The sequence below is a fragment of the Methylobacterium sp. SyP6R genome, assembly GCF_019216885.1.
Classification (GTDB): Bacteria; Pseudomonadota; Alphaproteobacteria; order Rhizobiales; family Beijerinckiaceae; genus Methylobacterium.
Window position 1 is genome coordinate 627,111 of the sequence record NZ_JAAQRC020000001.1, and the last position, 11,881, is coordinate 638,991.

An 11,881-nucleotide genomic window follows, 5' to 3' on the forward strand; every position below is an offset into this window, starting at 1 on the left:
CGCCGGATCACGCGTCGGACTTGACCTTCAGCACCTGGCGACCGCGGTACATGCCGGTCTTCAGGTCGATGTGGTGCGGGCGGCGCAGCTCGCCGGAATCCTTGTCCTCGACGTAGGTCGGGGCCTTGAGGGCGTCGGCGGAGCGGCGCATGCCGCGCCGCGACGGAGAGGTCTTTCGCTTCGGAACGGCCATTGGAACTACTTCCCGTGCAACAAAATAGGCGCGAAGCTGCCCCGGGCGGAGCCGCCGCGCGCGTCGCGATCCTGATCGGAGCGGGGTCTATAGAGGAGACGCGCCGCCCTGGCTAGGGGACCGGTCCCATAAATCCGCTCAAGCCCTCATACACTCTCATTAAGCTGGCGTTCAACGGCGAAGGTCGCATGATGGGCCCTGCCGCCCCGGAAGCTCCAGATCCGGAGGCCCTGAGGGCGGCATGATCGGAGCTTTCCCGATGACGCGCTTTCCCCGCCTGACCCGCGCCCTGGCGCTGACCGCCCTTCTGGCCGCGGGCCCCGCTCTGGCCCAGACCCCGGCCCCGTCGACCCCGACGACGCGGCCGGCGCCGACCACGACGGCTCCCGCGGCGCCGGTCGCCCCCAAGGCGCCGGAAGTTCCGAAGGCCGCCCCCGCCGCGCAGCCGGCGCAAGCCGGCAAGCCCGCCCTCATCGACCTCAACAGCGCGAGCAAGCAGGAACTCGAGACCCTGAAGGGCATCGGGGCGGCGCGCTCGGAGGCGATCATCAAGGGCCGGCCCTATCGCGGCAAGGACGAACTCCTGTCGAAGAAGATCGTCCCGTCGAACGTCTACGACGACATCAAGGACAAAGTGATCGCCCGCCAGAAGTCCTGACGGCGGGCATCCTCGCCGGCCGATCCTTGCCGACCATGGGGAGGGGTGCTAGGCGCCGGGGCAGCCCTTCGCTTCCCCGGACGCCCTTTCCCATGCCCCACCGCCTGCACCGCGGCGACCTGCCCGACGATTACGTGCCGGGCCCGGCCATCGCGGTCGATACCGAGACCCTCGGCCTCCAGCCCCACCGCGACCGGCTCTGCGTGGTGCAGATCTCCCGCGGCGACGGCGAGGCCGACGTGGTGCAGATCCCCAAGGTCGGCCCCGAGCCGGTGGTGCTCAAGCGGGTCATGGCCGATCCGGCGGTCACCAAGATCTTTCATTACGCCCGCTTCGACCTCGCGGTGCTCTACCACCGCCTCGGCGTGATGCCGGGGCCGGTCTACTGCACCAAGATCGCCTCGCGGCTCGCCCGCACCTATACCGACCGGCACGGCCTGAAGGACCTGGTGCGCGAGCTGATCGGCGTCGACCTGTCGAAGCAGCAGCAATCCTCGGATTGGGGCGCCGACACCCTGACCCAGGCGCAGATCGACTATGCGGCCTCCGACGTGCTCCACCTCCACGCCCTGCGCGACCGGCTCGACATGATGCTGGCCCGCGAGGACCGGACCGCGATCGCCCAGGCCTGCTTCGACTTCCTGCCGACCCGCGCCCGCCTCGACCTGCTCGAATGGGACGAGACCGACATCTTCGCCCATAGCTGAGCCTCGACCGGGCGAGACGAAGCGTTGCCGTTCTGGTAACCTGCCGGCCATAACTTCGACACCGGGCCGGAGCATGGGGGCCGACGTCCCACGCATTCCGCGCCGGACCTCGGTACGATGCAGGCGGTCACGACCTTGCTGCAAGCTTCCCCGTTCGAGACGGTTTCCCAGGGCCTCGATCCCCGGCGCCTGCGCGCCCATGTGCGGGCGCGTCGGCACAGCGCCCAGGTGCGCTGGCTGCGGCGCGCGATTCCCCTCGGGGCGGGGGCGGCGGGGCTCGCCCTCGTGGTCGGCACCTGGCTCAACCCCTTCGCCGATCTCGGCGTCTCGGTCAGCCTCGGCGGGATCGGCGTCTCGGGCTCGAAGGTGACGATGGAGAGCCCGCGGCTCTCGGGCTACCGCTCGAAGGACAACCGGCCCTACGTCGTCACCGCGAAGGCTGCGCTCCAGGACGTGCGCAAGCCCTTCGTGATCGAATTGCAGAGCATGCTGGGGCGCCTCACCACCGACGAATCGGGGGGGCTCGCCCATATCGAGGCGACGGCCGGCATCTTCGACACCCAGAAGGAAGCGCTGGACCTGAGCCAGCACATCCGCCTCTGGACCGACAAGGGCCAGGAGGCGCGGTTGACCTCGGCCCATGTCGACTTCAAGGCCGGCACGATGTCCTCGCGCGAGGCGGTTACCGTCACGATGCCGACCGGCTCGATCAAGGCCGACGGCCTCGACGTGACCGAGAACGGCAAGACCATCTCGTTCGTCGGCAACGTCAAGGCGGTCTTCAACCACGCCCCTTCGCCAGAATCCTCGGAGCAGGATCCGCCGCTGCGGACCTCCGAGGCCCAGATCAAGGACGAGTAGCCCGTGCGTCCCCGTCTCCCGGCCCTCGCGGCGCTCCTCACCCTCGCGGTCGTCGCCCTCCCGTCGGCCTCGCGGTCCGAGACGCCCGCGCCCGCGCCCAAGAAGAAGGAGGCCGGCTCGGGCTTCGGCGCCTTCAGCAGCGGCGGCGGCAAGGAGCCGATCAAGATCGACGCCGACCGGCTCGACGTGTTCGACCGCGAGAATAAGGCTGTCTTCGCCGGCAACGTCGTGGCGGTGCAGGGCGAGAGCACGATCCGCTGCTCCAGCATGACCGTGCATTACCAGCGCAAGGAGAAGGAGCCGAAGGGCAAGGGGGCCGAGGCCAAGGGGGGCGAGGTGAAGCCCGACGCGAAGGCGTCCATCGCCCAGCCGGTGGAGGCCAAACCGGTCGAGAAGGCCGTGAAGGTCGAGGCGAAGCCCGAGCCCAAGGTCGAGAAGGCCGAAAAATCCTCCGACCCGACCGACGGCAGCGCGATCCGCCAGGTGGTCTGCGCCGGCCCGGTCACGGTGGTGTCGAAGGATCAGGTGGCGAGCGGCGACAACGCGGTGTTCGACCGGGTGGCGAATCGGGTCGTGCTGACCGGCAACGTGGTGCTGAGCCAGTGCCAGAACGTCACCCGTGGCTCGCGCCTCGTCTACGACATGAATACCGGCCGGGCGAACATGGACCCGGTCGCCGGCGGGCGCGTCTCGGCAATGTTCGTGCCGGGCGGCAAGGATGACGGCGCCAAGGGCAAGCAGGCGGGCTGTGCGCAGCCGCCGGGACAGGCGGGGAAGGCGGCGCCGAAGCCGCGGGGGTAGGTGGAGGCGTGTGGAAGAACTATTCACCACAGGCCCGGTATGGTTTGGATCTATCTGACTTGATCTGCTGCGGGATTGATTGTGGAGGAGGGTCAGCTGCGCAGATGTAATGTGTTAAATCTGATATTTTCTGGATTTCGATTGCTGATAAATATGGGCATATAGTAACCTCTTGGCGCGATAGAAAAATATTATATTGTCTCGCGTTTTGTGATATTTTGCCTCTGATTTATCTAATTTGAAGCTACCCCATATAGCAAGCCCCATTGAGATTGGCATCCGCAGGGGGTGCCATATTGGACAGGAAGTCCCATCCCGCATCGGCCGTAAGGAGTGCTGCAAATGTTGGTAGATTGTCCAGAATATGGACTATATTGCCCCTGCTGAAAGCGATTGTTGTGCCAGGCAACAAAGTTGTTTGCTCTAGAATTTGCCTCATTCTCAACGCCGCTACTGTCTTTGACATAGCGCTTTGAAAAATCAATCAAGCCCCATCTGCGGTACTGTTCAACATGCCCGAGTTCGTGTGCCCAGAGCGCTATATCTCCAAAAGCTTGATTTGCATTTTTAAACATGATCACATCAACAAGGGTTATGGCTATGGCATCGCCGTAACGAAAAGCATTTGACGCGAGAAGTAAATCATTTCCAAGTCCAACCCTAAATCTCACGGTATTGATAATATCATCGGGAAAAAATCCCGACAAAGCATTTCTGATATTCGGTGGAATTGGACTGACGCCGGCACTTATCGCATCATTCCGCGATGCTTGGATAAGGCCGGCAAGGGTAGGACCTGCAGTTTCGCCAAGCAACTCGCCGGTGCCATGCCTAACGACACCTGATATGCCTTCTTCTAAATGTTTATATGGCGGGACTGCCTGTTTGATTTGATCATGGCCTCTATCTATGGCTCGCCCAACACCACCTAAGCCGACGCGGTCGCCGAACCACGTAGCCAATCCTTGAGCGGAGGTGTAGTTGGCCGATAGCAGAAAAAGACAAGTGGATGCGGCAAAACGAGAGCGCATGGCCCCGTCCTCCTTCGTTGTGAACTGAAAGCTGGCATGCAACTTAGCAATTTTCAATAGGCTTCGTGACTTGACTTTACCGCTTCGATTGCGGCGGTATGCGCGCGTTCCAAAGCGCGTCTACCGTTCGCGGCATGCGAAACGTCCGGTGTGGATGTCTAGTTGGCTCCGGCCGCAAATAGCCTCTATGCTAGCCTAGACAGGGCGGGGCGGATCAAGGTTTACTGCGCCAAGATTTTTAATCGGAGCGTAAAATGTCTGAAAACCCCAGCATTCGAACAGATCAGAACAAAACAGCAGATTTCCAAGTAAGATCGCAAAATATCTCTCATATCATAAGTATTTTTGCATTAATTATTTCAGTCGCTTCGACTCTCCTAGCAGGACTTTCGATTTATCTGTCGCAAAACAAAGAAATTAACGTAGATATCAGGAATTCAACGAGGGACTGGCAAAAAGGTGCAATATTTTCTACTCTTCTAAATTCTCAGAAGCCAATGTCTATAGAAGACATCGAAGCGAAATACCGGAATATTGCGAATGCTTATAGAGATCAATTCAGGCTCGTAGATAAAAATTATTCAAGGGAAGAGATATACGGCGTTCTTTTAGAGCTTATGAATGGAAGTGCAATAAAGTTACGCGATAACAAATATTTTGCTGTGCGCGCGGATGATGATAATTTGCAAGACAGACGTATAGCATTTGATATGCTAGAGTTTGTGCTTAGAAACGAGTATAAGTATCAGTATGACGAATTTGCATCTCAATTTGCGAACTGGTATTATAATAACAAAGGTGATCCTTTGACAAAAGAAAGGGCACTTGGCATTCTTGCTATCGCGTTCCAGAGCAACCTGCTCGGCCTGCGTGTTCAGCAGGGATTTCGAGTTGACTGTGCAGTGGTTGGTGAGATCCCCCCACTTTATGTAACTAGCAACTTCGCAATCCGTACAGGCGCTCCTGCCGTCCTGCCGTTGCCGTCCGCCCTTCCACCTTGTCCGGCTAAGCCATGAGACTATGGCAGTGACTCACTCGGTGCTGTATCACAAGATTTGGCATCAACGTCTGGCATCGGAAATATTATTCTAAAGCAGTGCAATGCGTCATTCAAATGCGACAAGCTAATCAAGTTCGGGTGCAGATGTCCAATATCTCGGAGCTTTCCCTGCTGCATACGGAATGAAACTGCGCCCCAAACCGTAATATCCTTGTAAATCTGGCGGCCCAGCGATCACCTCGCCGGGCCGCCCCATTCCAATTACGCCGAAACCAACGGCGTCCCCGCCTCCGCCGTACTATCCGCCTCGACCTTCACCCCCTCGCTCCCCTGCGCCTCGACCACCGCCGCCGCCGTGATGTTGACGATGCCCCGCGCCGTCACCGACGGGGTCAGGATGTGGGCGGGCTGCGCCGGGCCAAGGAGCAGCGGCCCCACCGGCAGCGCGTCGGCGAGCATCTTGGAGAACTGGAACGCGATGTTGGCCGCGTCCAGGTTCGGCATGATCAGCACGTTGGCCTCGCCCTTGAGGCGCGAGCCCGGCAGCACCTTGTCGCGGATCGCCTGGGACAGGGCGGTGTCGGCCGCCATCTCGCCGTCGACCTCGAGGTCGGGCGCGCGCTCGCGCAGCAACGTGAGGGCCTGGCGCATCTTGCGGGACGAGGCCGTGTCGAACGAGCCGAAATCGGCGTGGCTGACCAGCGCGATCTTCGGCGACAGGCCGAAGCGGCGGGCGGTGTCGCCGCAGGCGATGGCGACGTCGGCGATCTCCTCGGCGCTCGGATCGGGCCGCACATGGGTGTCGGCGATGAAGTAGGCGCCCTTCGAGGTGACGATGAGGCTCAGCGCCGCGAAGTCCCGCGCACCGGGCGCGAGCCCGATGATGTCGCGGATCACCCGCAGCTTGCTCTCGAAGCGCCCTTCCAGGCCGCAGATCAGCGCGTCGGCCTCGCCGCGGCGGACAGCCAGCGCGCCGATCACCGCATTGTTGGTGCGGACCAGCGTCCGGGCGGCGTCGGGCGTGATGCCGCGGCGGCCGGCCAGATCCATGTAGGTCTGGACGTAGGCGCGGTAGCGCGGATCGTCGTCCGGGTTGATCAGCTCGAACTCGCGGCCCGGCTGGATCGCGAGGCCGAAGCGCTTCAGGCGGGTCTCGATCACGCTCGGACGGCCGATCAGGATGGGCTTGGCCAAGCCCTCCTCGACGATCGCCTGGACGGCGCGCAGCACCCGCTCGTCCTCGCCCTCGGCGTAGACGACCCGGCGCGGGTCCTCCTTGGCCTTGGTGAAGACCGGCTTCATGATGAAGCCGGAGCGATGCACGAACCGGTCGAGGGATTCGGCATAGGCCTGCACGTCCGGCAGCGGACGCTTGGCGACGCCGGACTCCATCGCCGCCTGCGCGACGGCGGGCGCGATGCGCAGGATCAGGCGCGGGTCGAACGGGCTCGGGATCAGGGAGTGCGGGCCGAAGGGCCGCGCCTCGCCGCCATAGGCGCGGGCGACCACGTCGGACGGGGTCTCGCGGGCGAGCCCGGCGATCGCCTTGACGGCCGCCGCCTTCATCTCCTCGTTGATCGTGGTCGCCCCGACATCGAGCGCGCCCCGGAAGATGTAGGGGAAGCACAGGACGTTGTTGACCTGGTTCGGGAAGTCCGACCGTCCGGTGCAGATCATCGCGTCCGGCCGCTTCTCCTCGGCGAGGTTCGGCATGATCTCCGGATAGGGGTTGGCGAGCGCCATGATCAGCGGCTTCTCGGCCATCCGCTCCAGCATCTCGGGCTTGAGCACGCCGCCGGCCGAGAGGCCCAGGAACACGTCGGCGCCCGGGATGATCTCGGCGAGCGTCCGGGCCTGGGTGTCCTGCGCGTAGACCGACTTCCAGCGGTCCATGAGCTTTTCACGGCCCTTGAAGACGACGCCCTCGAGGTCGGTGACGAAGATGTTCTCGCGGCGTGCGCCGAGCGAGACGAGCTGGTTGAGGCAGGCGAGCGCAGCCGCCCCCGCGCCTGAAGTGACGATCTTGACGTCGGCGATGTTCTTGCCGGCGAATTCGAGGCCGTTGAGGACGGCGGCCGCCACGATGATCGCGGTGCCGTGCTGGTCGTCGTGGAAGACCGGGATGTTCATCCGGGCCCGGCAGCGCTCCTCGACCTCGAAGCACTCCGGCGCCTTGATGTCCTCGAGGTTGATGCCGCCGAAGGTCGGCTCCAGGGCCGCCACCACGTCGACGAGCTTGTCGACGTTCTTCTCGTCGAGCTCGATGTCGAAGACGTCGATGCCGGCGAATTTCTTGAACAGGACCGCCTTGCCCTCCATCACGGGCTTGGAGGCGAGCGGGCCGATATCGCCGAGGCCCAGCACCGCGGTGCCGTTCGAGACCACCGCGACGAGGTTCTGGCGTGCGGTGAGGCTCGCGGCCTCCTCCGGATCGGCGACGATCGCCTCGCAGGCGGCGGCCACGCCCGGGGAATAGGCGAGCGCGAGGTCGCGCTGGTTGCCGAGCGGCTTCGTCGGCTGGATCTCCAGCTTCCCGGGTCTCGGATTGCGGTGATAGAACAGCGCGCCGCTCTTCAGATCGTCCGAAATGTTGCTGCTCACCGCGCTGTCTCCCCGGGTCGCCCGAAAAGTCGGGCTTGCCATCCTGCCCGCGACTCATGCCGGAGTGCGCGGGTGATGGGTTTCCTGCACCGCCTGCGGCAGGGGCGCAACCCTCACAACGAGACCCGCCTGCATCTCGCCAAGCTTACCGCCCGCTACGGCTTCCGGATCGGCCCGTACTCCTACGGCAGGCCGAAAATCCGCTTCCCGGAATCCGGCGCCCGACTGTCGATCGGCCCCTATTGCTCGATCGCCGACAAGGTCGAGATCCTGCTCGGCGGCAACCACCGCACCGACTGGGTCTCGACCTATCCGTTCGCGGCGATGACGGGATTGTGGCCGGACCTCGACGCGCCGGACGACTACCACGCCTCGCGGGGCGACGTGGCGATCGGTGCCGATGTCTGGCTCGGATCGGGCTGCCTGATCCTGTCGGGGGTCACGATCGGCCCCGGCGCCGTGGTGGCGGCCCGCGCCGTCGTCACCCGGGACGTGCCGGCCTACGCGATCGTCGCCGGCAACCCGGCCCGGGTGATCCGCCACCGCTTCCCGCCTGAGATCGTGGCGGCCTTGGTCGATACCGCCTGGTGGGACCTGCCGCCGGAGCGGGTGCGGGCCCTGGTGCCGCTCATCCAGAGCGGCGATGCCGATTCCCTGGTGCGGGCTGTGAGGGGAGGGGAGCCGGCGCCACCAGGGTGACCGCCACGAGGGTGCCGTGGAGCCGCGCCGCCTCGGAGGATCGGCAGGCCGTCACAGCCCCCGCATCTGCCGCTCCACGAAGGCCTGCATGCTGCCAGCGTGCTCGGCCACGCGCTCGTTCACGCACATCTGCACGGTGGTGCCGTAATACAGCATCCCGAGGCTCTTCTGCTTCTGGCACTCGTAGACCGGTTGGGCATAGAGGCCGCCGATGAACAGGACCGGCAGGGCCAGCACCTTGGCGAGGGTCACGAGGCCGCCGAGGAGGCGGCTGCGCGACGGCGCGGGAGTCGGCGCCCAGACGATCTCGATGGTGCGCCCGTCATGAGGGTGGACGTCATGAGGGCGGACGTCATGGCTGCGGTCATCGCGAATGCGCACGTCGTGGCGGACGGCAGACCGGGGCGCCGCTTCGCGTTGCGGCGTGGCCCGATCGGACAGGCTCCCGGGCGCGAACGGGCGAGCCCCCCCGTCACGGCTCTCGGTGACCATCCGGCGAAAATCGGCGTTCGTCAGAGCCATGGCTGCCACCCTTCCTGGAGGATCCCGCAATGGGGCGCGACGGCCCCGGTCAGGGGTCTCCTTGCGTCAGGCGTGCCAGTGGAAACCAATCGGAAACCATGCCCCGGCGGCACATTTCGCCGGGTCGAAGCCCGTCAGGTGGTACCGGGCCCGTCCCGCTCGTAGGGTGGTTGTACCAGGACGGGGCAGGTCGCTCAGCACGCCTCCCCACCCGCGAGACGCTTCTCGTAGCGCCAGGCGGTGGTGCCGTCCTCGTAATAGTCCGGCACGGTCTCGAAGCGGCGATAGCCGCTGCGCTCGTAGAGGCGGATGCCGGCGCCGTTATCCTCGCGGACCTCCAGGCGCAAGGCCTCGCAGCCCCGGGCCAGGGCCTCGGCCTCGGCAGCCTGGAGCAGCACCCGGCCGAGCCCCGTGCCGGCCCGGCTCGGCGCCACCGCGATCGAGGACAGGCGGGCGCGACCGCTGCCGCGGCGGCGCTCGATCGTGGCGGCGCCGACCAGCACCGCCTCGTCGAGGGCGACCAGCAGCGAGATCGACGGCGACCCGATGGCGTGGCGGATCGCCCGGCGCTCGGCCCGGTCGGTGGCGAAGGCCGCGGCTTCGAGCGCCATCAGGGCGTCGAGGTCGTCCCGGATCGCCGGCCGGATCGTGACGACCGGTGCAGGGGAGGGGTGGCCGCTCACGCGGCCGTCCACGGATAGGTCCAGGTCTCGGTCAGGGTCTGGCCGCGGGCGCGCAGGAAGGCGCGCAGCTCGGTCGATTGCCCGGGCTGGTCGAGCCGCACGTCGATCGCGGCGCGAAAGCCCCGCACGTGGAGGTTGGGCACCAGGGAGACCGCCAGGATCTTGCCCTGCGTCGTCGAGGGCACGATCTCGACCGCCATCGGGTCGGTGAGCCAGTAGCCGAGGTCGCCGCCCGAGAAGTCGACGAGGAAGCGCCGGGTGCGCGGCTCGCTGGCGTCCATCGTGCCGCCGCTCGCCGTGGTGCGGGCGACGTAGGTGTTCACGACGCGCCCGCCGGGATGCAGGTCGTCGGTCTCGGCGAGCGCGCGGATCTTGTAGGACAGCTCCACCGCCTCGCCGGCCTTGTAGGGCTGCTTGGGCTGCCAGGAGGCCACGATGTTGTCGTGGGTCTCGTTCTGCGTCGGCAGCTCGACGAGGCGCACCGTGCCCTCGCCCCACTCGCCCTGCGGCTCGACCCAGTAGCCCGGGCGGCGGTGATAGAACGCCTCGAGGTCCTGGTAATCCTCGAACACCCGGTCGCGCTGCATCAGCCCGAAGCCCTTCGGGTTGCGGTCCTCGAAGGCCGAGATGCAGCGCTCCTTCGGGTTGCGCAACGGCCGCCAGATCCACTCGCCGCCGCCCGACTGCATCAGTAATCCGTCGGAATCGTGCAGCTCGGGGCGGTAATCGTCCGAGTGGTGGCGGTCGTTCTCGCCGATGAAGAACATCGAGGTCAGGGGCGCGATCCCGACCGTGGCGAGGTCCCGGCGCGGAACCAGCGTGCAGCGCACGTCGACCACGGTCTCGTCGCCGGGATAGACCAGGAACTGGAACGCGCCGGTGCAGGACGGCCCGTCGAGGAGGGCGTAGATCACCGCCCGGTCGGCGCCCTTCGGCGGCATCTCGATCCAGAACTCGCGGAAGACCGGGAATTCCTCCGGCCCGCCGACGCCCTCGACGTTGACGGCTAAGCCCCGGGCCGAGAGCCCGTAGAGCTGGTCGCGGCCGAGGAAGCGGTAGTAGCTGGCGCCGAGGAACGAGATCAGCTCGTCGAGCACGCCCGGCTTGTTGAGCGGGTAGTGCAGCCGGAAGCCCGCGAAGCCCAGGGTGACCGGCAGCGGCTTGTCGATGGTGGTGCGGCCGTAATCGAACAGGGCCGGCTGGTAGGGGATCGGCGTCGGCACGCCGTCGCGCACCACGTTCACGGTCACCGGCCTCGTATAGAGGAAGCCGGGATGGAACAGCTGGAGCCGGAACGGCCCGTCCAGGTCGCCGAGCAAGGCCTTGTCCGGCCGGAAGCGGATGTCGCGCCAGGCATCGTAGTCGAGGGAGGCCAGCGGCGCCGGCAGCGGCGCCACGGTGGCCTCGAACGGCGCCCCGGCCAGCGCCTTCGCCCGGCGGACCACCTCGTCGAAGCGGAAGCGCGGCGGGCCGGACGGCGCCGGGGCGGGCTCCGGCGGCGGCAGGGCGCTCGGGCCGGGCTGGGTCGGCCCGACCTGGGCTGTGGCCGCCCCGGTCAGGGCGGCGGAGGAGAGCAGGCCGGCGATGAGCGCGCGGCGCGAGGGTGCGATGGTCATGGTGTCCCGGAGAATAAGGCGCTCCGGCTGAACGGGCGCCTCGTGCGTCGTCGGGTTGAATGGCCCGTCCGGCGTCACTTGAGAAGGCCCCGCCATGTGACGGTGTCGTCATGTTTCGGATCCGAGCCTGTCGCGCGCTGTATCTCCCGCGCCACGCTGGGGAATTCCGCCGGAAATCGGGAGATCGGGGCTTGCGGCCGGGGGGCATGGCCCGTATCTACCGCCTTGCCCAATTTCGCACGTGCCTGTGGCCGCGTGCCGGTTGGTGGGCATCCGGACAAGAGGCCGGACAGCCGCCAGGGGTCTTAAAGGATCGATGGCCGGGAAGGGTGGATCCCTCCGGCCGGCATCCAGGTGGAAACACCGGACCCCGACAACAACCGGCAGCCGGAGGCAAAACCGGCGAACCCCGCTCTCCACGGGGGACGCAGCTTAAAGCAACGACGAACGGGCTTTTTTGGTCTCGTCGGCCCTCCAAAGGCCGACACCGAAGAGGCTTGTTTCTCCTT

General features: G+C 65.6%; 12 protein-coding genes. 6 read left to right on the top strand and 6 right to left on the bottom strand.

All coding sequences use genetic code 11. The annotated features are described in order from the left end of the window. Positions 1-7: 7 nt before the first annotated feature. The gene (gene rpmF, locus HBB12_RS02855) at positions 8-193 is read right to left on the bottom strand and encodes a 50S ribosomal protein L32 (protein ID WP_048425702.1); all 186 of its coding nucleotides are present in this window, start codon (positions 191-193) and stop codon (positions 8-10) included. 259 nt (positions 194-452) lie between these two features. Between rpmF and HBB12_RS02860 the strand changes: the two genes are divergently transcribed. From HBB12_RS02860 to HBB12_RS02875, 4 genes are all read left to right on the top strand, one after another. Beyond that, positions 453-851 carry a ComEA family DNA-binding protein gene (locus tag HBB12_RS02860; RefSeq protein ID WP_236987974.1) on the top strand — a complete coding sequence of 133 codons (399 nt, stop codon included), beginning with the start codon at positions 453-455 and terminating at the stop codon, positions 849-851. 92 nt (positions 852-943) lie between these two features. Further along, a complete protein-coding gene (locus HBB12_RS02865; RefSeq protein ID WP_236987975.1) occupies positions 944-1,558 on the top strand; it encodes a ribonuclease D in 615 nt (204 codons plus the stop codon). A 117-nt stretch (positions 1,559-1,675) separates the two neighbouring features. Next, positions 1,676-2,419, top strand: coding sequence for an LPS export ABC transporter periplasmic protein LptC (lptC, locus tag HBB12_RS02870; protein WP_236987976.1), 744 nt, complete (start codon positions 1,676-1,678; stop codon positions 2,417-2,419). 3 nt (positions 2,420-2,422) lie between these two features. Then, positions 2,423-3,220 carry an LptA/OstA family protein gene (locus tag HBB12_RS02875; protein WP_236987977.1) on the top strand — a complete coding sequence of 266 codons (798 nt, stop codon included), beginning with the start codon at positions 2,423-2,425 and terminating at the stop codon, positions 3,218-3,220. Positions 3,221-3,453: 233 nt separating this feature from the next. On the opposite strand, the gene HBB12_RS02880 is transcribed toward HBB12_RS02875, so the two are convergent. Further along, positions 3,454-4,251: an eCIS core domain-containing protein gene (locus HBB12_RS02880; protein ID WP_236987978.1), complete on the bottom strand. Its 798-nt coding sequence runs from the start codon at positions 4,249-4,251 to the stop codon at positions 3,454-3,456. A gap of 254 nt (positions 4,252-4,505) precedes the next feature. On the opposite strand from HBB12_RS02880, the gene HBB12_RS02885 reads away from it, so the two are divergent. Next, the gene (locus HBB12_RS02885; RefSeq protein WP_236987979.1) at positions 4,506-5,267 is read left to right on the top strand and encodes a hypothetical protein; all 762 of its coding nucleotides are present in this window, start codon (positions 4,506-4,508) and stop codon (positions 5,265-5,267) included. A 245-nt stretch (positions 5,268-5,512) separates the two neighbouring features. On the opposite strand, the gene HBB12_RS02890 is transcribed toward HBB12_RS02885, so the two are convergent. After that, on the bottom strand, positions 5,513-7,852 hold the full coding sequence (locus HBB12_RS02890; RefSeq protein ID WP_272913242.1) for an NADP-dependent malic enzyme: 2,340 nt from the start codon (positions 7,850-7,852) through the stop codon (positions 5,513-5,515). Positions 7,853-7,936: 84 nt separating this feature from the next. Here HBB12_RS02890 and HBB12_RS02895 point away from each other — a divergent pair, with 84 nt between their 5' ends. Beyond that, entirely contained in the window at positions 7,937-8,551 is a 615-nt protein-coding gene (locus HBB12_RS02895; RefSeq protein ID WP_272913312.1) for a CatB-related O-acetyltransferase, read from the top strand. Between the two features lie 51 nt (positions 8,552-8,602). Here the strand turns inward: HBB12_RS02895 and HBB12_RS02900 are convergent, their stop codons facing one another. From HBB12_RS02900 to HBB12_RS02910, 3 genes are all read right to left on the bottom strand, one after another. Continuing rightward, entirely contained in the window at positions 8,603-9,073 is a 471-nt protein-coding gene (locus HBB12_RS02900; protein WP_236987981.1) for a hypothetical protein, read from the bottom strand. 194 nt (positions 9,074-9,267) lie between these two features. Continuing rightward, entirely contained in the window at positions 9,268-9,756 is a 489-nt protein-coding gene (locus tag HBB12_RS02905) for a GNAT family N-acetyltransferase (protein WP_236987982.1), read from the bottom strand. After that, the gene (locus tag HBB12_RS02910; protein ID WP_236987983.1) at positions 9,753-11,372 is read right to left on the bottom strand and encodes an OpgD/OpgG family glucan biosynthesis protein; all 1,620 of its coding nucleotides are present in this window, start codon (positions 11,370-11,372) and stop codon (positions 9,753-9,755) included. Before HBB12_RS02910 ends, HBB12_RS02905 begins: the two co-directional genes overlap by 4 nt. Positions 11,373-11,881 lie beyond the last annotated feature (509 nt).